The 25,782-nt window shown below is 43.4% G+C and carries 29 protein-coding genes; all 29 read left to right on the top strand.

Going from position 1 to position 25,782, the window contains the following annotated elements:
- The 29 genes from sucD to flhB all read left to right on the top strand — a co-directional run bounded on the left by sucD (position 1) and on the right by flhB (position 25,760).
- The gene (sucD, locus tag AC3WJJ_RS09885) at positions 1–930 is read left to right on the top strand and encodes a succinate--CoA ligase subunit alpha (protein WP_422657307.1); all 930 of its coding nucleotides are present in this window, start codon (positions 1–3) and stop codon (positions 928–930) included.
- A gap of 106 nt (positions 931–1,036) precedes the next feature.
- Positions 1,037–2,158 carry a DNA-processing protein DprA gene (dprA, locus tag AC3WJJ_RS09880; RefSeq protein WP_492540148.1) on the top strand — a complete coding sequence of 374 codons (1,122 nt, stop codon included), beginning with the start codon at positions 1,037–1,039 and terminating at the stop codon, positions 2,156–2,158.
- Positions 2,159–2,193: 35 nt separating this feature from the next.
- The gene (gene topA / locus AC3WJJ_RS09875) at positions 2,194–4,293 is read left to right on the top strand and encodes a type I DNA topoisomerase (protein ID WP_492540146.1); all 2,100 of its coding nucleotides are present in this window, start codon (positions 2,194–2,196) and stop codon (positions 4,291–4,293) included.
- A 20-nt stretch (positions 4,294–4,313) separates the two neighbouring features.
- Complete coding sequence (gene trmFO / locus AC3WJJ_RS09870; protein ID WP_492540144.1) at positions 4,314–5,645, top strand: FADH(2)-oxidizing methylenetetrahydrofolate--tRNA-(uracil(54)-C(5))-methyltransferase TrmFO; 1,332 nt, start codon at positions 4,314–4,316, stop codon at positions 5,643–5,645.
- A 24-nt stretch (positions 5,646–5,669) separates the two neighbouring features.
- Positions 5,670–6,212: an ATP-dependent protease subunit HslV gene (hslV, locus tag AC3WJJ_RS09865; protein ID WP_422657303.1), complete on the top strand. Its 543-nt coding sequence runs from the start codon at positions 5,670–5,672 to the stop codon at positions 6,210–6,212.
- 43 nt (positions 6,213–6,255) lie between these two features.
- Complete coding sequence (gene hslU / locus AC3WJJ_RS09860; RefSeq protein WP_492540142.1) at positions 6,256–7,662, top strand: ATP-dependent protease ATPase subunit HslU; 1,407 nt, start codon at positions 6,256–6,258, stop codon at positions 7,660–7,662.
- Between the two features lie 396 nt (positions 7,663–8,058).
- On the top strand, positions 8,059–8,466 hold the full coding sequence (flgB, locus tag AC3WJJ_RS09855) for a flagellar basal body rod protein FlgB (RefSeq protein ID WP_492540140.1): 408 nt from the start codon (positions 8,059–8,061) through the stop codon (positions 8,464–8,466).
- A 6-nt stretch (positions 8,467–8,472) separates the two neighbouring features.
- On the top strand, positions 8,473–8,925 hold the full coding sequence (gene flgC / locus AC3WJJ_RS09850; RefSeq protein ID WP_492540138.1) for a flagellar basal body rod protein FlgC: 453 nt from the start codon (positions 8,473–8,475) through the stop codon (positions 8,923–8,925).
- A gap of 42 nt (positions 8,926–8,967) precedes the next feature.
- Positions 8,968–9,276 carry a flagellar hook-basal body complex protein FliE gene (gene fliE / locus AC3WJJ_RS09845; RefSeq protein ID WP_492540136.1) on the top strand — a complete coding sequence of 103 codons (309 nt, stop codon included), beginning with the start codon at positions 8,968–8,970 and terminating at the stop codon, positions 9,274–9,276.
- Positions 9,277–9,309: 33 nt separating this feature from the next.
- Positions 9,310–10,890 (top strand): flagellar basal-body MS-ring/collar protein FliF, encoded by a 1,581-nt coding sequence (fliF, locus tag AC3WJJ_RS09840; protein WP_492540134.1) that lies wholly within the window; start codon positions 9,310–9,312, stop codon positions 10,888–10,890.
- Between the two features lie 12 nt (positions 10,891–10,902).
- Positions 10,903–11,919, top strand: coding sequence for a flagellar motor switch protein FliG (gene fliG, locus AC3WJJ_RS09835; RefSeq protein ID WP_492540132.1), 1,017 nt, complete (start codon positions 10,903–10,905; stop codon positions 11,917–11,919).
- A complete protein-coding gene (locus AC3WJJ_RS09830; protein WP_492540130.1) occupies positions 11,912–12,763 on the top strand; it encodes a FliH/SctL family protein in 852 nt (283 codons plus the stop codon). Before fliG ends, AC3WJJ_RS09830 begins: the two co-directional genes overlap by 8 nt.
- Positions 12,750–14,069 (top strand): flagellar protein export ATPase FliI, encoded by a 1,320-nt coding sequence (gene fliI / locus AC3WJJ_RS09825; protein WP_492541994.1) that lies wholly within the window; start codon positions 12,750–12,752, stop codon positions 14,067–14,069. Before AC3WJJ_RS09830 ends, fliI begins: the two co-directional genes overlap by 14 nt.
- 10 nt (positions 14,070–14,079) lie before the next feature.
- Positions 14,080–14,523, top strand: coding sequence for a flagellar export protein FliJ (gene fliJ / locus AC3WJJ_RS09820; RefSeq protein WP_492540128.1), 444 nt, complete (start codon positions 14,080–14,082; stop codon positions 14,521–14,523).
- 44 nt (positions 14,524–14,567) lie between these two features.
- On the top strand, positions 14,568–15,494 hold the full coding sequence (locus AC3WJJ_RS09815; protein ID WP_492540126.1) for a MotE family protein: 927 nt from the start codon (positions 14,568–14,570) through the stop codon (positions 15,492–15,494).
- Positions 15,495–15,538: 44 nt separating this feature from the next.
- Positions 15,539–16,987 (top strand): flagellar hook-length control protein FliK, encoded by a 1,449-nt coding sequence (locus AC3WJJ_RS09810; RefSeq protein WP_492540124.1) that lies wholly within the window; start codon positions 15,539–15,541, stop codon positions 16,985–16,987.
- Positions 16,988–17,008: 21 nt separating this feature from the next.
- Complete coding sequence (locus AC3WJJ_RS09805) at positions 17,009–17,563, top strand: flagellar hook capping FlgD N-terminal domain-containing protein (RefSeq protein WP_492540122.1); 555 nt, start codon at positions 17,009–17,011, stop codon at positions 17,561–17,563.
- Complete coding sequence (locus AC3WJJ_RS09800) at positions 17,563–17,949, top strand: TIGR02530 family flagellar biosynthesis protein (protein ID WP_422657291.1); 387 nt, start codon at positions 17,563–17,565, stop codon at positions 17,947–17,949. The genes AC3WJJ_RS09805 and AC3WJJ_RS09800 overlap by 1 nt, the downstream gene beginning before the upstream one ends.
- A 75-nt stretch (positions 17,950–18,024) precedes the next feature.
- Positions 18,025–18,843: a flagellar basal body rod protein FlgG gene (gene flgG / locus AC3WJJ_RS09795; protein ID WP_422657290.1), complete on the top strand. Its 819-nt coding sequence runs from the start codon at positions 18,025–18,027 to the stop codon at positions 18,841–18,843.
- A gap of 51 nt (positions 18,844–18,894) precedes the next feature.
- Positions 18,895–19,119, top strand: a complete 225-nt coding sequence (locus tag AC3WJJ_RS09790; RefSeq protein WP_492540119.1) for a flagellar FlbD family protein — start codon at positions 18,895–18,897, stop codon at positions 19,117–19,119.
- The gene (locus AC3WJJ_RS09785; RefSeq protein ID WP_492540117.1) at positions 19,116–19,577 is read left to right on the top strand and encodes a flagellar basal body-associated FliL family protein; all 462 of its coding nucleotides are present in this window, start codon (positions 19,116–19,118) and stop codon (positions 19,575–19,577) included. Before AC3WJJ_RS09790 ends, AC3WJJ_RS09785 begins: the two co-directional genes overlap by 4 nt.
- A 33-nt stretch (positions 19,578–19,610) precedes the next feature.
- On the top strand, positions 19,611–20,609 hold the full coding sequence (gene fliM / locus AC3WJJ_RS09780) for a flagellar motor switch protein FliM (protein ID WP_492540115.1): 999 nt from the start codon (positions 19,611–19,613) through the stop codon (positions 20,607–20,609).
- Positions 20,599–21,867, top strand: coding sequence for a flagellar motor switch phosphatase FliY (gene fliY / locus AC3WJJ_RS09775; protein WP_492541992.1), 1,269 nt, complete (start codon positions 20,599–20,601; stop codon positions 21,865–21,867). The genes fliM and fliY overlap by 11 nt, the downstream gene beginning before the upstream one ends.
- 27 nt (positions 21,868–21,894) lie before the next feature.
- Complete coding sequence (locus tag AC3WJJ_RS09770) at positions 21,895–22,260, top strand: response regulator (protein WP_422657286.1); 366 nt, start codon at positions 21,895–21,897, stop codon at positions 22,258–22,260.
- A gap of 12 nt (positions 22,261–22,272) precedes the next feature.
- A complete protein-coding gene (locus tag AC3WJJ_RS09765) occupies positions 22,273–22,791 on the top strand; it encodes a flagellar biosynthetic protein FliO (RefSeq protein ID WP_492540113.1) in 519 nt (172 codons plus the stop codon).
- The gene (gene fliP, locus AC3WJJ_RS09760) at positions 22,788–23,540 is read left to right on the top strand and encodes a flagellar type III secretion system pore protein FliP (RefSeq protein WP_492540111.1); all 753 of its coding nucleotides are present in this window, start codon (positions 22,788–22,790) and stop codon (positions 23,538–23,540) included. The genes AC3WJJ_RS09765 and fliP overlap by 4 nt, the downstream gene beginning before the upstream one ends.
- 32 nt (positions 23,541–23,572) lie before the next feature.
- The gene (gene fliQ, locus AC3WJJ_RS09755; RefSeq protein ID WP_422657283.1) at positions 23,573–23,842 is read left to right on the top strand and encodes a flagellar biosynthesis protein FliQ; all 270 of its coding nucleotides are present in this window, start codon (positions 23,573–23,575) and stop codon (positions 23,840–23,842) included.
- 11 nt (positions 23,843–23,853) lie between these two features.
- Positions 23,854–24,645, top strand: coding sequence for a flagellar biosynthetic protein FliR (gene fliR / locus AC3WJJ_RS09750; protein ID WP_492540109.1), 792 nt, complete (start codon positions 23,854–23,856; stop codon positions 24,643–24,645).
- 17 nt (positions 24,646–24,662) lie between these two features.
- A complete protein-coding gene (gene flhB / locus AC3WJJ_RS09745) occupies positions 24,663–25,760 on the top strand; it encodes a flagellar biosynthesis protein FlhB (protein ID WP_422657281.1) in 1,098 nt (365 codons plus the stop codon).
- Positions 25,761–25,782: the final 22 nt, after the last annotated feature.

The raw sequence follows: 25,782 nt of genomic DNA, 5'->3' as shown, positions 1-25,782 counted from the left end.
GTGAGTATTTTGGTCGATAAAAATACAAAAGTCATCACACAAGGGATTACAGGTAAAACGGCCCTGTTTCATGCAAAAGGTGCACTCGATTACGGTACGCAAATGGTCGGAGGAACTTCTCCCGGTAAAGGCGGAACTGAAGTTGAGATTACACTAGAGAATGGTGAAACGGTAAGCCTTCCTGTATTTAATACAGTAGAAGAAGCTAAAGCATCAACTGGTGCAACAGCTAGCGTTATCTACGTACCACCAGCATTTGCAGCAGATTCCATCATGGAAGCCGTAGATGCAGAAATGGAACTTGTCATCTGTATTACAGAAGGTATTCCAGTATTAGATATGGTGAAAGTTGCACGTTATATGGAAGGTAAGAAGACTCGCTTGATCGGTCCTAACTGCCCTGGCGTAATTACTCCAGGTGAGTGCAAGATCGGTATCATGCCAGGCTACATTCATATGCCAGGTCATGTGGGCGTTGTTTCCCGAAGCGGAACTTTGACGTATGAAGCAGTTCATCAGCTAACTACGCGCGGAATTGGACAATCATCTGCCGTAGGTATCGGTGGAGATCCGGTTAAGGGTTCTGAATTTATCGATATTCTTAAACTCTTTAATGAAGATCCTCAGACTCACGCTGTAATTATGATCGGTGAGATCGGTGGTACAGCAGAAGAGGAAGCAGCTGAATGGATTGCTGCGAACATGACGAAGCCAGTTGTTGGCTTTATCGGCGGTGTTACAGCGCCTCCAGGCAAACGGATGGGACACGCAGGCGCTATCATTTCTGGAGGAAAAGGTACGGCTAAGGAAAAAATGGCCGTACTTGAGGCCTGTGGAATTAAAGTCGCACCAACACCATCTGAGATGGGTTCAACACTTGTAAGTGTGCTTGAAGAGAAAGGCATTCTTAGTTTGTGTACAACACACTAAGTGTGAAGTAGCTTCATATTGAAGTAGGTAAGCAACCTTTTATTTCCTGACCGGAAATGAAGGGTTGCTTTTTGTGTTTTAATAACAATAATTTGGGGGTTATATAATGAAGGAATTGATTGAACGAGCTTTGTTGGTTGCTCTTCATGAGACTGATGGAATTGGGTGGAAGACGATTCACCGATTGATTGTGAATGGTATTTTTGGAGAGGATATGATTCGATTTGAAGAGAGGGATTGGGTTGCGCTTGGATTGAATGTTGAAATTGCACGTCGATTGTCTACGCAACTTCGTGAAATTATTGATGAAAATTGTCTGAAATTGTCTAATGAATCCCAACAGATCATAACCGCACTTGATGCGACATACCCTGACATGTTAAAGTCATCTCCTCAGGCACCTTGGGTTATATATCTGAAAGGTAATGTTCATCTGCTTAAACAACCGGGAATTGCCATCGTTGGGACACGTGTACCAACCGCCTATGGTCGAAAGATCGGCTCGATGTTAACGGAAGAGTTGTGCGGGGCTGGATTTATAGCAGTCAGTGGTATGGCAAGGGGGATTGACAGTGTTATTCATGATCAAGCATTGCGATGCGGGGGTGGAACAATTGCTGTTCTTGGAGCGGGAATCGATGTTATTTATCCACCGGAAAATCGATCTTTATATGAAGAAATAGCATTGAAAGGTCTCATAATTTCTGAATACCCTCCAGGAACAAAGGCACATCCGGGATTTTTTCCACAACGAAATCGTATAATCGCTGGAATCACCTTAGGCACTTTGGTGGTAGAAGCAGATGCTAGAAGTGGTTCACTGATCACAGCCGATGCTGCTTTAGAGGCGGGAAGAGATGTCTTTGCTGTTCCAGGTCCCATTACATCACCAAAAAGTCGCGGAACACTGGATTTAATCAAGCAAGGTGCTAAATTGGTTACTTGTAGTCAAGATGTTCTGGAAGAGTATGATTCATGGCTCCCTAAAGTGAAAAAGAGTGTCTTTAAGGATGGTAATGAGGATACTCCTTCCCACAAATATGATGTAAACGGGTTGACAAAAGACGAAATGGAAATATACCATATGTTGCAACAGGGGTCAGGGACGCTAGATGATCTGCTGGAGCGGACCCGTTGGGATTTTGGACATTTGCATTCAGTTCTGTTATCTTTAATCATAAAAAAGCAGATAACCCAATTACCTGGTGCATTATATAAGATAATTTAATCGAAAGTTTGAATGTTGGAGAGGAGGATGAACCTGTGGCGGATTCACTCGTTATCGTAGAGTCGCCGGCCAAGGCGAAGACGATTGGCAAATATCTCGGCAGTAAATACATCGTTAAAGCTTCGATGGGTCACGTACGCGATTTGCCGAAGAGCCAGATCGGGGTTGAGGTCGAAAACGATTTCAATCCGAAATACATTACGATCCGCGGAAAAGGTTCTGTCTTGAAGGAACTTAAGGATGCTAGCAAAAAGGTGAAAAAAGTGTATCTGGCGGCTGACCCCGATCGTGAAGGGGAAGCAATTGCATGGCATCTTGCCCATGCACTAGAGCTGGATGAAACTCAAAGCCTTCGTGTTGTATTTAACGAAATAACAAAAACAGCGGTAAAAGATGCGTTTAAAACACCTCGCAAAATTAATATGGACTTGGTAAATGCACAGCAAGCAAGACGTATATTGGATCGTCTGGTGGGTTATAAGATTAGTCCACTATTATGGAAGAAAGTTAAAAAGGGTTTATCCGCGGGACGTGTACAATCCGTTGCGGTTAAGATTATTTTGGACCGAGAGAATGAGATCAGTGCTTTCGAGCCGGAAGAGTATTGGACAATTACAGCTAAGCTTGCAGTTAACGGTACTGCTTTTGAAGCGAAGTTTCTGAAGCTTAATGGAGTCAAGAAGGAACTTAATAATGAGCAGGAAGTTAACGAAATTCTTTCTTTGATCCAGAGTTCCTCGTTCGAAGTAGCGGATGTTAAAGAAAGAGAACGTCAGCGTCATCCATCTGCCCCATTTACAACGAGTTCACTTCAGCAGGAGGCTGCTCGTAAGTTAGGTTTCCGGGCTGCTAAGACGATGTCAGTTGCTCAGCAACTCTATGAGGGCGTTGAGCTCGGAAAAGAAGGTACAGTCGGTCTGATCACGTACATGCGTACGGACTCCACACGTATTTCAACAACAGCTCAAGATGAAGCCAAAGAGTTTATTGTGGGTAAATACGGTGAGAAATTTGTACCAGAAAGCCCTCGAAATTATTCTAAAAAAGCGGCTAATGCACAGGACGCACATGAGGCGATTCGTCCGACTTCGGTACTTCGTGATCCGGAAAGCATGAAGCCTTTTATGAGCCGTGATCAACTTCGGTTGTATAAATTAATCTTTGAGCGTTTTGTGGCTAGTCAGATGGCCTCAGCCATACTGGATACCTTATCTGTTGACATTACCGCAGGGCCTACTATATTCCGTGCAACGGGATCGAAAGTACGCTTCCCCGGTTTTATGAAGGTATATGTAGAGGGTAACGATGATGGTACGACAGAAGAAGAGAAATTTTTGCCTGAATTACATACAGGTGATGCGCTGTCCAGAGAAGAGATTGAGCCGAAACAGCATTTTACTCAACCGCCACCGCGGTATACAGAGGCACGTTTGGTTCGTACCTTGGAAGAGCTGGGTATTGGACGCCCAAGTACGTACGCGCCTACACTAGAAACGATTCAGAAACGTGGATACGTTGCGATCGAGGAGAAAAAATTCGTTCCAACGGAACTAGGTGAACTCATTATTGAACAGATGGAACAGTTCTTCCCTGAGATTCTAAATGTTGAATTTACTGCTAACATGGAAGAGGATCTTGACCATGTTGAGGAAGGCTCCGAGGATTGGGTTAAAGTACTTGGCGTATTCTATGAGTCCTTTGAGAAAAGGCTTGAAGTTGCTGAAGAAGAAATGAAAGAAATTGAGATTGAAGATGAAGTTTCAGATGAAATTTGTGAAAAATGCGGAAAGCATCTTGTATATAAGCTCGGTAGATTTGGAAAATTCTTAGCATGCTCAGGATTTCCAGACTGCAGAAATACAAAACCGATTATAAAGGATATCGGGGTAGCATGTCCTAAGTGTAAAGATGGCCATGTTGTAGAGAGACGTAGCAAAAAGGGACGTGTCTTTTATGGTTGCGACCGATATCCAGAATGCGACTTTGTATCCTGGGATAAACCATCACTAAAACCATGTCCAAATTGCAGTAGTTTGATGGTCGAGAAGAAGAGTAAACAGGGTATCAAACTGCAATGTACAGCATGCGACCATTCTGAAATGGTGGAAGAACAAGACGAGACAGATGATTTGTAAGGTACACAGGGGGTATTAACTTGACAGAATCACAAAGAGTTACCGTTATTGGCGCTGGACTCGCTGGAAGCGAGGCGGCTTGGCAAATTGCAAGTCGCGGCGTACCAGTAACTTTATATGAAATGCGGCCAGTTGTGAAGACACCGGCTCATCATACAGATAAATTTGCTGAGCTCGTATGCAGTAATTCACTTCGAGCTAATGGGATGACCAATGCGGTAGGCGTACTTAAGGAAGAAATGCGGATGCTGAACTCCTTAGTCATCGGCTCCGCCGATCGGAATGCCGTTCCGGCCGGGGGAGCTCTTGCTGTAGACCGTGATGGGTTTTCAGGTGAAATAACGAATACACTTCATAATCATCCTTTGATCGAGGTTGTAAATGAAGAAATTCAGCATATACCTGAAGAAGGTATTGTTGTTATCGCAACAGGACCGCTCACTTCACCTTCGCTGTCCGCAGAAATTCGAAACCTCATGGGCGAGGATTATTTTTATTTCTATGACGCAGCGGCCCCGATCATTGAAAAAGACTCGATTGATATGAGCAAGGTTTATCTTGCTTCTCGTTATGATAAGGGTGAGGCAGCGTATCTAAATTGTCCGATGACTGAAGAAGAGTTCGATGCATTCTATGATGCGCTAATCAATGCCGAAGTGGCACAACTTAAAGAATTCGAAAAGGAAATTTACTTCGAAGGCTGCATGCCAATTGAGGTCATGATGAAACGCGGGAAACAGACTGCACTCTTTGGTCCGATGAAACCGGTAGGACTTGTAAACCCGCATACAGGGGAGTTACCTTATGCCGTTGTACAGCTTCGGCAGGATAACGCAGCAGGTACGCTTTATAATCTCGTTGGCTTCCAGACTCATCTCAAATGGGGCGAGCAGAAGCGCGTCTTATCCATGATTCCTGGTCTTGAGAATGCAGAGATCGTACGTTATGGTGTTATGCACCGAAACACATTTGTGAATTCTCCTAAATTGCTGGAGCCTACTTATCAGGTGAAGAATCGTCCGAACCTGTACTTGGCTGGTCAGATGACAGGTGTAGAAGGCTATGTAGAGTCAGCAGCTTCTGGACTTATTGCCGGCATTAACGCCGCTAGAGCTGCACAGAATCTTGATGGAGTTGTATTCCCACAGGAATCGACCATCGGAAGTATGGCATACTACATCACGAATGCTGATCCGGAGCATTTCCAGCCGATGAATGCGAACTTTGGCCTCTTGCCAAATCTAGGTACTCGTATCCGTAACAAAAAAGAGAAGAATGAGGCGCTTGCTAATCGGGCTCTCGATCAAGTTCGTGGTTTCATTGAAGCGAATGCTCTTAACGCTAACTCATAATTCGTATTAGGGAGGTCCGCCATCATGGAAATGACTTTTCACGCGACGACCATCTGTGCAGTTAGGCATAACGGTAAAGCCGCTATTGCTGGAGATGGACAAGTAACTTTCGGGGAAAGTGTTGTAATGAAGCAGACCGCCAAAAAAGTGCGCCGTCTTTACCGGGGACAAGTTGTCGCCGGTTTTGCCGGTTCTGTGGCGGATGCGATTACTTTGTTTGAGAAATTTGAAGGAAAACTGGAGGAACATCATGGGAACCTGCAGCGTGCTGCAGTGGAATTAGCCAAGGATTGGCGACAGGACCGGATCCTTCGTAAGTTAGAGGCGTTAATGATCGTAATGGATAAAACAGGAATGCTGCTCATTTCCGGTGGAGGCGAAATCATTGAGCCTGATGATGATGTGCTTGCCATAGGATCAGGCGGCAATTTTGCGTTATCGGCTGGACGTGCGTTGAAACGTCATGCTGGGCATATGGAAGCTCGTGATATCGCTAGAGAAGCGCTTCAAATTGCTTCTGAAGTTTGTGTATATACGAATAGTAATATCATCGTAGAAGAATTGTAATCTAACAAAACATTGAACGCCATTTACGGGTGGAGGAATGACGATGAATAACGAATCAATGACCCCAAGACAAATCGTAGCAGAACTAGATAAATATATCGTTGGTCAAAAACAAGCTAAAAAATCAGTAGCTGTTGCGCTTCGCAATCGTTATCGGAGAAGTCGTCTGTCTGATGCAGAACGTGATGAAATTGTTCCGAAAAACATATTGATGATCGGTCCAACAGGCGTAGGTAAGACGGAAATTGCAAGACGTCTTGCCAAGCTCGTCAATGCCCCGTTCGTTAAGGTTGAAGCCACCAAGTTCACTGAGGTCGGTTACGTAGGGCGTGATGTAGAGTCAATGGTCCGGGATCTTGTAGAGACGGCAATTCGAATGATCAAGACCGAGCGAACCGAGAAAGTTAAGGATAAAGCTGAGGAAATGGCCAATGAACGCATTGTGAAGCTTCTAGTTCCTTCCACAGAGAAGACAAAGAGTCAGCGAAATCCTTTTGAAATGCTGTTTGGTGGAGGAAATAACTCGAATGATGATATCGAGGATGAAACCCCTGAAAAAGATAGCACCATCAAAGAAAAGCGTAGACAAGTAAGATTTAAGTTGCTCTCAGGAAATCTTGAAGATGATTTAATTGAAATAGATGTTGAAGACACAGCTCCGAATATGTTTGATATGTTTGCAGGTCAGGGAAATGACCAGATGGGCATGAACATGCAGGAAATGTTTGGCAATTTAATGCCGAAGCGAACGAAGAAACGGAAGCTTGCCATTAAGGAAGCACGGAAAGTGCTGATCCAAGAAGAAGCAACGAAGTTAATTGATATGGATGATGTCATACAGGAATCAGTAAGACGTGCAGAGCAGTCGGGGATCATCTTCATTGATGAAATTGATAAAGTAGCAAGCCAAGGAAGTTCCTCTGGCCCTGACGTCTCTCGTGAAGGCGTACAGCGGGATATTTTACCTATCGTAGAAGGATCTACGATTATGACCAAATACGGGCCTGTGAAGACGGACTACGTCTTATTTATTGCAGCGGGTGCATTCCATGTTGCCAAGCCATCGGATCTCATCCCAGAGCTTCAAGGACGTTTTCCGATCCGTGTGGAGCTCAGCAGTCTTTCACTTGATGATTTTGTGTCTATTCTTACAGAGCCGGAGAATGCATTAACGAAACAGTACGTAAATCTGCTTCGAACAGAAGATATCGAAATTGAGTTTGCCCCTGAAGCAATTCGGGAAATCGCTCAAATTGCTGCTTCCGTTAATCAGAACACTGAAAACATTGGTGCGCGTAGATTGCATACCATCTTGGAGAAGTTACTTGAGGATTTGTCTTTCGAAGCTCCAGAGTTGACGTTGGATCGTATGGTCATCACCCCTCAATATGTAAAAGAGAAGTTATCGGATATTGCGCAGGATCGAGATTTGAGCCAATATATCCTTTAATGTCGAAGTTAGCAAGCTACAATTGTCGAAATCATTTCACAAGTGGGCAAGCAAACGGGACTGATAGGGTATAGCCGAACTCGCTGATAAGACCTAGTTAGCAACAATTTTGTGAATACTCATTCTATAGATTTTCACGAATACTTGCAGATTTTAGGTTAAAAATGAATAAAAATGAACTAAAAGCCCTTCTTTTTGGTAAAAGATAGGGCTTTTTTCTCATTGAAAAAAGTCCCAATCTCTACGAAACTTAATTTATATGACATCATGTTGTCGTTTTCTACTTAAGACCTAGGTTAGGGCATATGTATTAATTCTTGCTGTCGAAAAAAAGAGGATTTAGTTGGGTCATGTTGAATATCTTTTTCACAATGTCGAAGAGAAGGGGTATGACTGGTGAATCTATTAAGCAACAGTAGCTTTCAAAAGCTGCAAAGCGGATTGGATGCGGCAAACCTTAGAAACCAGGTGCTTGCCAACAATATCGCAAATGTGGACACCCCTTATTTCAAAAGGTCGGATGTTTCATTTGAGAGTCTTTTGCAGAAGGAAATGAACGGAGTAAAAACAACATTGCCCGGAAAAAGAACCGATCCTAGACATTTTGAGATCGGACCGTCGAGCAATATCCCTGAAATATCGGTAAATACCGATGAATCGAGCGCGATGAACAATAACGGAAACAATGTCGATGTGGAACGTGAAATGTCTCTTCTAGCGGAGAACCAGCTTCGATACAACTCCTATGTTCAATCCGTAACTGAACAAATCAAGATTATGCGGGCTGCCGTAGAAGGGAGATAACGTGGTATGAATTTTAGTAATAGTTTCAGTGTTAGTGCTTCTGCATTAACCGCGCAACGGCTAAGAATGGATGTGATTTCATCTAACATTGCAAATGCGGAAACAACACGTGCTCAGGTTAGTAATGGAGAATTCGTTCCATATCGCCGTAAGGTAGTTGTTATGGAACCTCAGAAGAATTCTTTTGATAGTATTTTGCAATCGAAGATGGGCGGAAGTAATGGAGTTGGACGAGGCGTTAAGGTGAGTGCAATCCAAGAAGATCAATCACCACTAAAACCTGTATATAATCCATCTCACCCGGATGCGAATGCAGAAGGATATGTATACATGCCAAATGTAGATATCACGAAAGAAATGGTAGATATGATTTCAGCCAGTAGATCTTATGAAGCAAATGTAACAGCATTAAATGCTTCGAAAGCGATGGTGATGAAAGCATTAGAGATCGGAAGATAGGGGACATTCAAATACATATAGAGGGAAGAGGAGGGAACATTCATGATTCAAAACACGATGTTTAACAATGGTGTAGTACAACCCTTACAGATGCAAACCTCTGCAAAAGTAGATTCAACGCCTTCAGATTCGCTTCGCCAATTTGGTTCATATCTTGAAGACGCTCTTCAATCTGTTTCAGCTCAAGAACAAAACTCACACATAATGTCTGACAAATTAATGCTAGGCCAGGTCAATGTAGACCAAGCAATGATATCAGCCCAACAGGCTTTGCTGAGCGTGCAGCTCACAACACAGGTCCGAAATAAAGTGGTAGAAGCCTACCAAGAGATCATGCGCACGCAAATTTAATGTTTCTAGCAAAGTTTCGGATGGGGTGACAATGTGAATGAACGAATAGCCCAATATCGGGAGAAATTCACCCAGTATTGGAACCAATTCAGCAAAAAAACTAAAATCATGCTTATCTCCACAATTGCAATTACATTGATTGCAATTATCGTTTTGACGATGCAATTCTCTAAAACGGAGTATGAGGTAGCATTTAGGGATTTAAACTCTAGTGATGCAGCTGGTATTATTAATCACCTTGAGTCACAGAGCATTCCGTATAGACTTAGTCCAGATGGAACTAGTATTTCCGTACCAAGCACCAATGCAACCAAAGTGCAAATTGATGTTGGATCACAGGGGATCATTCAGAACGGGACAATAGGCCTAGAGACTTTTGAGCAGAATGCTTCAGCTATCGGTATGACCGAGAATGAATTTGAAGTGAAGTATGTAAATGCTCTGAATGGTGAAGTAGAGCGGATGCTCGAGAAGATGAACGGAATTAAAGATGCAACGGTACTCCTTAATCTGCCGAAAGAAAGTGTTTTTGCAACAACAGCGGATCGGGAGAAGGCAACTGCTTCAGTAGTTATGCAATTTAAACCAGGATATCGTCCTACCCAAGAAGCGATTGATAGCTATTATAACTTGGTCAAAACATCGGTGCCGAATTTACCAATCGAGAACATTACCATCTCAAATGATGAGGTTGAGCTTCTGGCTACGGCTAAAGGTGGTCAAGGTGGGTTAGTCGGTAAGGTGGAAGAAAATTTTGCTTTACAGAGGAATTTTGAAAAAGAAGTTCGTCAAAACGTTCAACAGTTCTTATCCCAATACATGGGACCGAACAAGGTGAACGTACTTGTTGCGTCCAAACTGAATTTTGATCAGATTTCCAGCAAAGAAAATCTGGTAACACCCGTAGATGAAGAAGAGATGAAAGGGATTGAAATCAGTGTCCAGGAGATTCAGAAGAATTATTCTGGAACGAGCAGTCCAACTGGCGGAGTCGCTGGTACGGGAGAAGAAGAAGTACCTGGATATCCAAGTGATTCGACTAATGGGCAAACACAGTCGGAGGAAACGTCCAGTACTAAAAATTACGATGTGAATCGGATCACACGTGATATCATCTCGAGTCCTTACACTGTTAAAGACTTAACCATTAATGTATCCGTTGAACCACCTAATGGACAAGAAATTATGGATGAGACAACAAGAGGTGCGATTGAGAACATTTTGGTCAATATCGTTAGAGCTTCTTTGGCTGACTCAGGAGTTAGTTATACAGACGCGGACCTAGCTAAGAAAGTTTCGGTCGTTTCACAAGTTATGAATCCGAAAACAGAGGAAAATGCGAAAACACTTCTTTCTCAGCCACTCATGTGGGGTATTGGTCTAGCTGCATTGGCATTACTTGCAGGCGGAACATACTTCATCATTCGGAGACGGAAACAACAACAGGAATTATTGGAAGAGGATATTCCACTTCCGCCAACAACGGAATTCCCGTCTATTAATTTAGAGAGTGTGACGAATGAGAGTCAAGTTCGTAAGCAGCTGGAAACGCTCGCGAAGAAGAAACCAGATGAATTCGTTAATTTACTTCGAACTTGGCTAGCTGAGGAATAGGGGTGGAACCAATTGGCTAGAGGAAATAATCAAACATTAAGCGGTCGTCAGAAAGCAGCCATTTTATTAATCACGCTGGGACCTGAAGTTTCTGCTCAGATATTCAAGCATCTTCGTGAAGAAGAGATTGAACAGTTAACGTTAGAAATCGCCAATGTGCGTAAAGTAGACGGTGGTGAGAAGGAACTCATCATGTCCGAATTTCATCAGATCTGTCTGGCACAGGAATATATCACGCAAGGCGGTATAACTTACGCAAAAGAAATTCTGGAGAAGGCTCTTGGTCAGCATAAGGCTATGGAAGTCATTAACCGATTGACAGCAACCTTGCAAGTGCGGCCCTTCGATTTTGCCAGAAAAGCAGATCCAAGCCAAATTCTCAACTTTATCCAGAATGAAAATGCTCAAACCATTGCGCTTGTGCTCTCATACTTACAGTTCGAGCAAGCTGCAGCAATTCTTTCCTCCCTTCCGCAAGAGAAGCAGGCAGAAGTTGCACGGAGAGTTGCTGTAATGGATAGCACTTCGCCTGAGGTTATCTCTCAAGTGGAGAGAGTATTGGAACAGAAACTGTCTGCGACCGTTACTCAGGATTACACTAGTGCCGGAGGTATTGAATCGATTGTACAAATCCTTAATGGGGTTGACCGAGGTACAGAACGTACGATTCTAGATGCTCTAGAAATCCAGGATCCGGAGCTTGCAGAAGAAATCAAGAAGCGGATGTTTGTCTTTGAAGATATCGTTAACGTGGACAATCGTTCAATTCAGCGGATTATCCGCGATATTGAGAATGCAGACTTGCAGCTTGCGCTTAAAGTGGCTAGTGAAGAAGTTAGAGATGTTATTTTCCGAAATATGTCCAAACGCATGGCAGAGACTTTCAAAGAAGAGATGGAATATATGGGGCCGGTGCGATTGCGTGATGTAGAGGAAGCTCAGACTCGTATCGTAAGTACAATCCGGAGACTTGAAGAAGCAGGCGAAGTGATTATCGCTCGCGGCGGAGGAGATGACATTATTGTCTAACTTGATCAAATCGTCCCAATACATGCCGATGGATGTCTTGAAAGAGTTGGATTTAGCCCGTCACTACGCAGTGGTCACAGAGAATGAAGATTCTCCTGAATTCCTACAGCCGGTTGAGCCGGCCTTACATCCCACGATAGCGGAAGCTGAGAAGATCAAGGAAGAAATACTAAGGGATGCGAAGGAATTCGCTGAACGGCAAATTCGGGAAGCCTCTGAAGAAGCTGAGAAAATACTTGCAGATACACAGGCACAGATCGAGGCATGGTGGGAAGAAAGACGAAGTCAGGATGAAGACCTTGCTGAAGCACTAAAAGCTGAAGGTTACCGTCAAGGATATGAAGAGGGATCTGCCAAAGCCGAGTCCGAGATGAAAGAGATGATGATGCGGACAACGGATGAGGCCAAAGAACTCTTGAAGCAGGCTTATGAGGCTAAAGAATCCTTAATCCAAGAAGCAGAACCGTTTCTTGTCGATCTGAGCTGTGCCATTGCTGAGAAAGTGTTGGATCGCCAGTTAGAAGTCGAATCGGATTATATGCTAGAGCTCATAAGAAAAAATCTAACTCGAAAACGTGAAAAAGGGATTATCTCTCTTTGTGTTTCTCCAGCTCACTTCGCATTTGTGCACGCTGCTAGAGAAGAACTGGCTATGTCACTCGACTCTCAAGCTGAATTGCAGATTCTTCCTGATGCTACCGTGAAAGATCGTGGATGTGTTATCCGCTCTTCATTCGGTAGTGTTGATGCGAGGATAGATACACAGCTTGCCGAGATTAAGAAAGAGTTGATCCGACTATCACTTGATGATGAAGAACGGAGAAATCAAGATGAAGAAGCTTGACAGTAACCGTTACAAAGACCACCTAAGACATATCGATCCTGTACGCATTAATGGTAAAGTTACGCAGGTTATTGGTCTTATGGTTGAATCAGAAGGTCCTGATGCAAGTGTAGGTGAAGTTTGTTACATCTATCCAAGTAAACAATCCAAGCCCCTTCAAGCAGAAGTTGTAGGGTTCCGAGACAATAAGGTGCTACTGATGCCACTCGGTGAGTTGCACTCGATTGGACCAGGATGCGACGTAGTCGGAACAGGTAAACCGCTTAGCGTACAGGTTGGCTCAGAACTGCTGGGGAAAGTACTTGATGGATTAGGTCAGCCGTTAGACGGATCACTTATTCCGGCTAGAATGCCATACAGTGCAACGAATAATATTCCTCAGAATCCACTGAATAGACCTCGGGTACTTGAGCCGATCAGCATCGGTGTTCGAGCGATTGACGGTCTTCTCACCATTGGTAAGGGCCAGCGTGTCGGAATTTTTGCTGGTTCGGGCGTCGGAAAGAGTACACTGATGGGCATGATTGCAAGAAATACATCGGCAGATGTTAACGTTATTGCCTTGATTGGTGAACGGGGGAGAGAGGTCCTAGACTTCATTGAAAGAGATTTGGGACCAGAAGGACTGAAACGTTCTGTAGTTATCGTAGCTACTTCTGACCAGCCTGCACTAATAAGGATTAAAGGGGCATTGATCGCAACAACGATTGCAGAATATTTCAGGGATCGTGGCTTAAATGTAATGCTTATGATGGATTCTGTAACACGTTATGCCATGGCGCAGCGTGAGGTCGGCTTAGCTGTCGGGGAGCCGCCAGCAATGCGTGGTTATACGCCTTCTGTATTCGCCAATCTGCCTAAACTGCTAGAACGTGCAGGTACGGGTCCTACAGGATCGATCACTGCTTTCTACACGGTATTGGTAGATGGTGATGATATGAACGAGCCTATAGCTGATGCGGTTCGGGGTATATTGGACGGGCATATTGTTCTCAATCGTAATATCGCGAATAAAGGGCATTTTCCTGCAATTGATGTACTTGCGAGTATTAGCCGGGTTATGAAGGATATTTCGCCAGAGGAGCAGATCGAAGCGGCAGATAACATCAAGAGATTGATGTCTGTGTATAAGGACTCAGAGGATCTCATTAATATCGGTGCCTATCAACGGGGATCGAATGCGGAAATTGATGAATCGATAGATTATATTCAGAGCATTTGGGACTTTACGAAGCAAAAAGTGAATGAAAAAGTGACATTGAGCGAGGTGCAAGAGCGCTTAATATCCGAATTTTCAAGGAGATGACCATTGAAAGATGAAATTTCACTACGCATTTCAGAAAATTGTGGATCTAAAAAGTAACGAGAAGACACAAGCGGAGTGGATGTTATCATCCGCGATAGGTAAGCTTCAGGCAGAAGAAAAAAGTCTGAGTGATCTTTTTGAGATGCGTGAGCAGATGTATGAAGCTCTGCAGAATGCGGCCAAGACTAGTGCTCCGGTCGCCGAAATTCGGAATATACAAGCGTATGTTGAATACCTAGAGTCCTGTATTGCGAAGAAACGTGATGATATACGACTTGCACATGTCAATGTAAATAAGAAACAAGAGCAATTGAATGAGAGAATGCTTGATGAAAAAGTATGGTTGAAAGCTAGGGATAAATCGAAAGAAAAGTTCCGGCATGAAAGTCTCCTTCGGGAACAAAACGAGCTGGACGAAATGGCGACGGTTCGTTTTGCCATAAACGCCCGCTAAGCTCTTAACTGCCACAAGGTATGCCCGCAAAGGAGGAGTAGAGAGTGGCTCGAAATGATATGCCAATAGATAAAGAAGAGTCTAACGGAGGATTCGAACGGATTCTGATCTTTCTGATACCGATTATTTTTACGATTGTCTTGGTGGGGGTGCTATTGACACTCTTCAACATTAATGTTCGGAACGGTGTGCTAGATCTAGCTAACAAAGTACCTATTATTAAAGAGTGGGTGCCTGATCCTGTATTAACACCAGAAGAAGAGAAACTCAAAGCAATTAAGGATCAAGAAGAAAGTGATGAGGCCACAATCAAGGAACTGAAGAAACAACTAGCTGAGAAGGAAACGACTCTGAAAGAACTGACTGAGCAGAAGAAGATCGAATCGAACAAGGTGAAAGATCTTCAGGCACAGGTAGAAGAGATGCAGAATCAAACGTCAACGACGGATGAGCCCGAAGAAGATTCCTATACAAAACAAATTCGGGAGTTGGCTAAAGTGTATGCTGACATGAGTCCTAGTAAAGCAGCACCGATCATGCAAAACCTAACGCTTGAGGAAATGGTATTAATGCTTAGTGAAATGAAGAGTGCTAAGCGAGTAGCAATTTTGGAGAAAATGGACCCTAAAACGGCTGCTGATGCAACAATGATGCTTAAGGATGCTAAACCAGCTGAAGATTTGGCAATTGCTGCATTACAAGCACGATTGAAGAAGAATGAGGCCACCAAAGAGACAGTTAAAACGACAGAGAATCTAGATAAAAATCAGTTGAGTCAAACATTCTCGCAGATGACGCCTAAGAATGCGGCAGACTTACTTTTACAAACTTATAAAATCAGTTCAGCCAAGACAATTACGATCTTGAACACAGTAGATGACGGAACACGAGCTCGGATATTAAATGCGATGTCCACTATCGATCCTGAGCTAACAGCCAAAGTTCTTAACAGGTTGATGGGATCTAAGTAGTATTTGTGATAAGAATCACTCCTATATGAAGGGAGGTGAAAACTATGACACTAGTATTTCAAAGTACAACATCAACGGTTAGCGGAGCCATATCTGGAGGGAAAACATCAGATAACGGAAAAACAAGCTCTGTCGATGGATTTGGACAAGCCTTAGTACAACAAATGACGAATGCGGGGACGCCTACGCCGTCCACACCTAACGCTAAGGATACAGCGCAGATGATGTTAAATGCCTCCGTTCAAATGCTAAAGGATTTAACGATGTTCTCACAAGGCAGCCAAGCGATAGATAAGCCTGAACTTTCTATGGCTGAGGGTAACACTGACCAAGAAGGAACTTTAGACTTTAGTCAAATGATTCTTTCTCTTATGAAAGACTTAGAGAAAATGGAAGAGGCACTAGAGAAAGATCCTTCTCTGTTACAAGAGCTTCAGGCATGGCTTATGCAGGCAGCGACGGTGCTCAGCAATGTGCAGGTACAAGGACAGCAGGCAGGCGTTCAGCAGCAACTTCCTGAGGGTGATGTCCAGAGTATCTCACCACTTGCTGCACACCCTGAAACGATCCGCTTTGCTGTTCAGGATACACTTACACAGTTAAGTAACATGCTTAAGAACAACACGCTCGGCGATCAAGCGAAGCCCCAGCTTATGCAATTAGCGCAATCCTTCCAGACATTATTGACAGAGGGAGGGGACGGGAAAAGCAAGGAAATCGTTCAAAATAAGTCCCAAGTGGCGTCAGCAGTTGCCAGTTATCTTGATGGTGAGGAACCGGTGAGTGTAGATCGTAAAGAACTTCCAGTTAGTATGAAACCTGTCACTTCTTCAGTTCAAACATTTGATGCCAAAGAGCGCTTAACAGCGAAACTGATTGACGGTGGATCGACGGAAGAAGCTGCTACAGGAAATACAGATAGCATAACGGAACAGAACTTTACAGCTGGACAGCTAGCGCTTCGAACAGGTAGTACAGCTCCTGTTAAAGCTATGGCCCAACCTGTACCTGTAAATCAATTCGCTAACGAGATGACAAATCTGGTCGTTAATAAATTGGAGTTTGTCAAACTTCAAGGGTTCACTGAGGCGAGGATCTCCCTGAATCCAGAACATTTAGGTCAGGTTGATATTAAGATCACGATGCAAAATGGACAATTGGTAGCTCAGTTTATGACTCGAAATTCAGATGCCAGAGAATTAATTGATCAGCAAATGTCACAGCTTCGTTCTGCGCTTCAAGGTCAGGGACTACAAGTTGAGAAGCTTGAAGTTACTCAGAGTAGTCAGTCCTCTTCCTCCCAGTTCTATCAGGATGGAAGACAACCAGGTTCTGGTCAACAAGATTCGAATCGACGCTCCAGAGAGAAGGATGTTCCATCCGATGACGCGGTTGCAACAGCGGCTATAACTGAGGAATGGAATGAATGGTTAGCGGAACGTCAAGAAGTGGATGCTCAGTCTCATACAGGTGCGTTTACGGCATCAGTATAGGCAAAAGGAGGTGAGAATGAAATGGCTACAACTAATTCCGTTAATAATGTCTGGCCAAATTATTCAAAAGAGAATGTGAATAAGGTAGGTACATCTAATGGGCAGGAGCTAGGGAAAGACGAATTTCTAAAGATACTTATTACTCAGCTTCGTTACCAGGATCCGATGCAACCTATGCAAGATAAGGAATTTATTGCGCAAATGGCCCAGTTTACATCACTAGAACAGCTGATGAATATTTCTTCACAGATTACAGACATGAGGCAGTCACTCGGAACGGCATCAAGCTTAATCGGAAAGAAAGTGAGCTGGGTTGAATTCGCTGAAGGTAGCAGCGGTCAGACGGTCATGAAGAGTGGTATTGTTGATTCTGTCCTTATTCGTGACGGAATACATTATGCCAAGATTGGTAAAGACGAAGTTGCACTGGATTACATTACGCAGATTGAAAATGTTGTACCGGATGCTAACAATCCAGATGATGGACCGGAAGCACCTTCGGAAACGCCTGACACTCCAGTCGATACTGATGATTCTTCTCAGCCAGATGGTAGTGAAAGCGGGGGGATAGTGTGATGAATGATCGCATAACTATTGGTCAACTATTTCCCGGGAAAATTCAACCTGCATCACTGCAAAGAGATCGTAGTACAACATCGAACCCGAGTGTGCAGCCAGGAAAGTTTAAGGAGCTTCTTGAAGAGAGCCTACTTAAGTTTAGCAATCATGCTGCGAAACGTCTGGAGCAACGAGGCATTGAGATTAAAGGTGATCAGCTTGCACAGATCAATTCAGCTATTGAAAAGGCAGCCGCTAAAGGAAGCAAAGATTCACTCATATTATTAAATGATATGGCTTTAATTGTGAATGTACCTAACCGTACAGTTGTAACTGCTATGGATAATCAATCAATGAAAGACAATGTATTTACCCAAATCGATAGTGCCGTCATTATTTCATAATTACTGGTTGGCCCGTAAAGGAAACCAGGTGGCCGCTGATCGACTGACGCGGCCCAACTATAAGGAGGAAGTTCAATGTTAAGATCCATGTATTCGGGCGTTTCCGGTATGAGAGGATTTCAAACTAAACTTGATGTAATCGGTAATAACATCGCGAACGTAAATACGGTAGGTTTCAAGGCTGGTCGTGTTATGTTTAAGGATATTCTGAGTCAGACGGTTTCTGGTGTAACTGCTCCTAGTGATACTCAAGGCGGAGTGAATGCCAAACAAATCGGTTTGGGTACCACAGTGGGTTCCATTGATACGATCCATACACCGGGTAGTGCCCAGACGACAAATGTTCCGACCGACTTACGTATTGATGGTGATGGATTCTTCATGGTTAAGATGTCGGAAGATCAAGAAGTTCCTTTCTTGACAAGAGCCGGTGATTTCCACATTGACGGTAATCGAAACTTGGTTACTTCTGACGGTATGTTTGTACTGGACGTAGATGGTGGAATTATAACGCTTGGTGAAGAAGTTACAGGCTTCTCTATCGCTCAGGATGGAACGATTGTTACTCAAGGTGGAGATGGAGATGATGGTGTCCAGATTGGTATCGCTAAAGTTATTAACCCAGAAGGTCTTGAGAAGATTGGTGGGAATATGTACCGCGTTACTGCGAATGCACTCGGCGGTGATGCTGACGGCGAGGTCGTAGGACTCCCAGCTAATAGTGTTGAGGATGGTACGGGTGCAATTATATCTGGGCAGCTTGAAATGTCTAACGTGGATTTAACGGGAGAGTTTACGGAAATGATTGTGGCACAACGTGGTTTCCAGTCTAACTCTCGAATTATTACAACCTCTGACGAAATTCTTCAGGAAGTCGTTAATCTGAAACGATAAGAATGAGATGAGGGGAGGCTAAGTCCTCCCCAAATTTAAGGAGGCTGTCACATGATTTCGGTTACGAGGTTAAATGGATCGCAGTTATGGCTGAATGCGCTATTGATTGAAATGGTTGAGGAGACACCCGACACTTACGTGACCTTGACAACTGGTAAAAGATTGATTGTTTTGGAGAAAGCTGCGGATGTTATCGCCTCGATCCAAGCCTATCACCGTGAGCTCGGTGTGAACCAAGCAACTATTAAAGTGCAACAGATGGAGGAACCTTCATGAAAAAGATGCTGCCCTGGTTAATTACGATTATGCTCTCAATAACGTTAATCGTTCTAGCTGTGTTTCTACTGTCTGATAAATTGGTTGGCAAAAATGAGAACGATGTGTCAGCTGCACCGGCTCCGAGTCACAATTTATCAGCTGATGAGATCGTTGAAATGACTTCTGAAATTGGTGATGTAACTACCAATTTAGCGGATGCTGATTACATTGCAAAATTAAGTTTTTCGTTTCAATTAAATGACAAAAAAGCTAAAGAAGATTTTGACAAGATCAAAGAAATTAAGATTAAACCAATCATCATCAAAGCATTGGTTGATACCAAACCCGAAAGCTTTAAAGATTCCAAGAGTACAGAACAATTTACATCTAAACTGTTAGATCAGATTAATGAAACTCTTCCTAGCGGTAAGGTTCATCAGATTGAAATTACAAATAAGATTGTTCAACGTTTATAAACTGGAACTTGGATTACGTAAGGGGGTGAGATGATGGTTGATGTTTTATCACAAAATGAGATTGATGCTCTGCTGGCCGCTCTCTCTTCCGGCGAAATGGATGCAGAAGAACTGAAAAAAGAAGATACACAAAAGAAGATTCGCTCCTATGATTTTAAAAGAGCGGTGCGTTTCTCCAAGGATCATATCCGTAGCTTGACTCGTATTCATGAGAATTTCGCTCGATATTTAACAACTTACTTCTCAGCTCAGCTACGTACTTTTGTGCAAATAAGTGTCGTACAGGTAGAACAGCTGCCTTATGATGAATTTATAAGATCGATACCTAAAATGACAGTCTTGAATATTTTTGAAGCAGAACCGCTTGTAGGACGGATGGTACTAGAGGTTCACCCGAATATCGCTTATGCCATGCTAGACCGCCTTCTTGGCGGGATAGGGAACGCTCCAGCCAAGATGAACGCACTGACTGAAATCGAAACCAGCATTATGGAGCGTATTTTTAGTAGAGCATTCGAAAGCTTGCAAGAGGCTTGGAAGACAGTGCTTGACATTTCTCCTCGTCTCGAAGCGATGGAGACTAATCCGCAATTTATGCAAATCGTTTCTCCGAATGAAACTATTGCCTTGATATCGCTCAGCACGAAAATCGGAGATACAACCGGAATGATTAATCTTTGTATTCCACACGTTGTTCTAGAGCCAATCATGTCGAAGCTGTCAGCTCATCAATGGTTTATATCGGAGAAAAAGGCAAGAGTACCTGAAGAAGTAGATGCTTTAAAGCAGAGGGTAAGCAAAGCCAAACTACCAATTATAGCTGAGCTTGGTGAGTCCCAGCTTACCATTTCAGAATTTCTAGGATTAGGTGTAGGTGATGTTATTTCACTGAATAAACCTGTTCATGATGGACTGTCCATTAAAGTGGGCGATAAGCTGAAGTACATTGGTAGCCCAGGAACGATGAAAGATCGGGTTGCGGTGCAGATCGATGAAATCGTCAGCGAAGGAGCTGAAGAAATTGACGAGTAAAGATTATTTATCCCAGGAAGAAATTGATGCATTGTTAAAGCAAACGGAAATGGCATCACCCTCTTCTCCTTCGGTGCAAAGTGTTGATGAAGTATTAACACCTTTGGAGCAAGATGCGTTAGGTGAGATCGGCAACATCACATTTGGTAGCGCAGCAACTGCTCTATCCACATTACTTGGCAAAAAAGTAGATATCACAACTCCAAAAGTATCTATTATTTCTAGAAGCCAGTTTGAAGAAGAGTTTCCAAAGCCACACGTGGCTGTTCATGTTACTTATGTCGACGGATTCGAAGGGATTAACTCTCTTGTAATCAAGACAAGGGATGCACAGGTTATTGCAGATCTGATGCTTGGGGGAGAGGGGGATCCTCAGGAAGAAGAGCTGAACGAAATTCATATTAGCGCTGTACAGGAAGCTATGAACCAGATGATGGGGTCATCGGCTACGAGCATGTCCACGATCTTTAACCGATTCGTGAACATTTCTCCACCAGGAATTGATATCCTGAATATGTCAAGTGGTGATGGGGTTAATAAATTACCTGTTGAAGAGACGCTGATTAAAATATCTTTTAGACTCATTATTGGTGACTTAATCGATTCCTCGATTATGCAGCTTCTACCGATCGAGTTCGCAAAGGATATGGTTAATACGTTGATTAATGGAGCAGAAGAGCCTGCCCCAACGGCTCAATCTTCAGCCTCAGTTGAAGCTCCAATATCTGAGCCTGTACAAGAGCAGGTACAACCACAAAATCAAGCACCAATGCAACAGCAAATGCCAATGCATCCGCAAGGATATCCACAGGATCAAGGTTATGGATACAACCAAGGCATGATGGGTGGAGGAGAAATGCCTACATCAATGCCATATGGACAACAGGTACCTTATCAGCATGCACCACAACAATATGGCGGAATGCCAAATCGTAATGTTAATGTACAGCCTGTGCAATTCGCAAACCTGCAAAATGCACCGTACGCTCAGGTGGATGAAAACAATCTGAACTTACTGATGGACATTCCCCTTAAAGTCACCGTAGAATTAGGGAGGACCCAGAAGCAAATTAAGGATATCTTGGAAATGTCTCAAGGATCTATCATTGAACTGGACAAGCTCGCTGGTGAACCTGTGGACATTCTTGTGAATCACAAGCTCGTCGCCAAAGGTGAAGTTGTTGTTATTGACGAGAACTTTGGCGTCCGTGTTACAGATATCGTAAGTCAATGGGACCGAATACAAAAATTACAATAGCACATATTTAGGGAGGATTTTTAATCAATGGCTAACAGAATTCTGATTGTGGACGACGCTGCATTTATGAGAATGATGATCCGTGATATTTTGACAAAGAACGGGTTCGAGGTAGTAGGAGAGGCACAGGACGGATCGCAAGCGATCGAGAAATTTAAAGAGCTTCGTCCAGACTTGATCACGATGGATATTACAATGCCTGAAATGGACGGAATCGCTGCTTTGAAAGAAATCAAAAAAGTTGATCCTAACGCTAAAGTTATTATGTGTTCTGCTATGGGACAACAAGCGATGGTTATCGACGCTATCCAAGCTGGCGCGAAGGACTTTATCGTGAAGCCATTCCAGTCTGACCGTGTTATTGAAGCGATCAACAAAACGCTTGGCGTGTAAGGTAGTTTGGTTATGATAGCAGCTTCAGAGGGATTAGGATCGGATACGTCAGGGTATTATCTTCAACTTTTTTATGTATTTATTGTTCTCGCTATTATCGTAACAGCCATAGTCATTCTGATTCGGTTTTTAGGCCGAAAGAATCAGAGTTGGATGCAGGGCCGTTCCATCCGGACACTTGGTGCGGTTGGAATCGGCCCGAACAAATCCATTCAGTTAGTAGAGGTAGGAGGCAGTATTTACCTGATCGGTGTTGGTGAAAATGTCTCGCTCATCGACAAGATTTCCGATCCAACTGAAGTTGCACTTATTCTTACCTCGTTAGAACAGGAATATGGAATGAATTCAGGAGTTCTGCCGCCGTTTATCGCTAACTTTGTGGCACGGTTCCGTAAGGAACAGAAGTCTGAGGATATTGAGCTTGAGGATACATCATCTTTTCATGAGGTGTTTGAATCGAAGCTCCGCAGCGTACCGGGCAGGAAACAAAAGGTTGAAGAATTGCTGCGGGAGGATCATAAAGATTCATGAATAAAAAGATTGCGTTTGCTGTCACGTTGCTCATGTTGATCGGATTGATCCTGACCACCTCGGCTTGGGCGGATCCGATTCCGAATATTGATTTACAGATTGGTAATAGCGGAGATGAGCCGGGGACGAGTGCTATATCGTTGATTCTTTTGATCACGATATTAAGTGTGGCTCCCGCAATTCTTGTCCTGATGACGAGTTTTACGCGAATTGTTATTGTTCTAGGGTTTGTAAGAACATCTCTAGGTACACAGCAGACTCCTCCGAACCAGGTACTGATTGGTCTAGCGTTATTTTTGACATTGTTTGTCATGGCTCCAACATTCTCAACGATGAATGATGTTGCATTGCAGCCTTATCTTAAAGGAGAAATGACGCAGGTTGAGGCGCTGGACAAGGCTCAGGAGCCCATGAAGAAATTCATGTTCTCGCATACCCGAGAGAAAGATTTATTGCTATTTATGAAATACACGGGAGCCGAAAAGCCAGACAATTATCAGGATATCCCGCTTACGGTTTTAGTGCCGGCGTTTGCTATTAGTGAACTCAAGACCGGATTTCAAATGGGCTTCATGATCTTTATTCCATTTCTTGTTATAGATATTGTTGTAGCGAGTGTCTTGATGGCTATGGGGATGATGATGTTACCACCGGTCATGATCTCGCTGCCGTTCAAAATACTACTGTTCGTGTTAGTTGACGGCTGGTATCTCGTTGTGAAGTCATTGTTAATGAGCTTCAATCCGTAGCGGCAAGTAATTCAAGTACAGGAGGACTCGCCGTGAGTGCTGAGTTTATTATCGGTTTAGCGGGACAGGCAGTTTTTATCGTGCTTAAAGTAAGTGCGCCGATGCTTGTACTCGCGTTGGTCGTGGGATTAGTCATCAGTATATTTCAAGCAACGACACAAATCCAAGAGCAAACACTTGCCTTCGTACCGAAGATAATCGTTGTATTGCTCGCACTACTGCTGTTTGGTCCTTGGATATTAACAACACTTGTGGATTTTACTCGTGGGATTTTAGAAAACCTCCACAAATATATTGGATAGGCTGAGTGTTCATGGAATGGTTGGAACAAAGTATTCCTGTCTTTATGCTTATTTTTTGTCGAATAACATCATTTTTTGTTGTAGCGCCGATTTATTCGTCCCGAGGTGTTCCAACACAGTATAAAATTGGATTTTCTTTTATGATTGCGGTGCTCGTGTTTCTTAGCTCTGGTCTTGGCCAGACAGTCGCTCAAGATATGTCCTACATTCTGCTGATTATGCAGGAGGTTCTAGTAGGGTTATTACTTGGATTTACTGCATTTTTGATGATGGCTGTCGTTCAGACAGCAGGTGCCCTGATAGATATTCAGATCGGTTTCAGTATGGCAAATGTGATTGATCCATTTACTGGAGCTTCAACACCGCTGATCGGTAACTTTAAATATATGTTAGGACTTCTCGTGTTTCTAAGCATGAATGGACACCATTATCTGCTTGATGCGATTATGTACAGCTATGATTGGATGCCGATCACAGGGAATGTCTTTACGAAGTTTCAGGATGGAAGTGTAGCTGATTTTTTGATTACAACCTTTGCACATTCATTTGTATTATCTCTGCAAATGGCCGCACCGCTAGTAGCGGCACTATTCCTAACTGACGTTGGACTCGGATTTTTGGCGAGAACAGCACCTCAGTTTAATGTGTTTGTAATCGGGATCATTTTGAAGATTATCGTAGGGTTGGTTCTGCTTTTTCTGCTTATGCCAGGACTAGTAGCGCTGTTTGATCATCTGTTTGCTGAAATGTTCGAAGCTATGCAGAAACTGCTGGGAACGATCGGCAATAGACCAGCGGGGTGAAATTAGGAGTGGTAGGGGTGACATTGAAGTACAGCATTGATCTGCAGCTATTCGCTGGTGATAGCGGTGAGAAGACGGAAAAGGCAACGCCTAAGAAGAGGCAGGAAACCCGTAAAAAAGGGCAGATTGCTAAAAGTATGGAGTTGTCTGGTTCATCGGTTCTAATGGCTGCTTTTTTATGCCTTATGATCTTTGGTGATTATATCAGAGACCATCTGGTAAGGCTGTTCACCGATGTGTTCCTGAACCGTCTATCCATGGATGTTACGGTAGATAACACGATCATGCTCCTCGGAGAATACGGGATTCAAATCTTGCTACTACTTGCTCCAGTGTTTCTTGTTGTATTTGTAATCGCATTAGCCGTTAACTACATGCAGGTAGGGTTTCTTCTAACAGGAGAATCTTTGAAGATGAAGTTCAGTAAGATTGATCCAATCAAAGGATTTAAGAATATTGCGTCTATGCGTTCTCTTGCAGAGTTTCTAAAATCGATTCTCAAATTAAGTATTATTAGCTATCTGGTTTATACCTCGCTGTGGGGTGCAAGACAAGGTTTGTCTTCATTATCTTTGATGAGTCCGACAGCTATATTTCAGTTTACAGCAGACGTAACCGTTTCTCTTGGTATCAAAATCGCGGTAGGGCTCATCGTTCTAGCTGTGCTAGATTACATATATCAGAAATATGAGCATGAGAAGAGCATAAGAATGTCCAAGCAAGACATTAAGGATGAGTACAAAAAAATGGAAGGGGACCCGCTGATCAAAGGTAAGATTCGTGAACGACAAAGGCGTATGGCACTGCAACGGATGATGCAGGAAGTCCCGAACGCTGATGTCATTATAACGAACCCTACACACTTTGCTGTAGCGCTTAAGTATGATGGTTCCTCCATGGAAGCACCGCAGATTATTGCTAAAGGTCAGGATTATATGGCACTGCGAATCAAAGAGATCGCCAAGAAGAATGGCGTGATAACCATGGAAAACAAGCCGCTGGCACGTGCGTTGTACCAACGAGCAGAGATCGGGGATTCCATTCCCGGTGACTTGTTTCAAGCTGTAGCCGAAGTGCTGGCTTATGTATACAAACTTAAAGGTAAAGCGAAATAACTAGGGATCGGAGGCCGGCAGC

Source organism: Paenibacillus sp. FW507-14B1B (assembly GCF_058781425.1).
The sequence above is the reverse complement of the archived record's forward strand: the minus strand, read 5'-3'. Positions and strand labels throughout refer to the sequence as shown.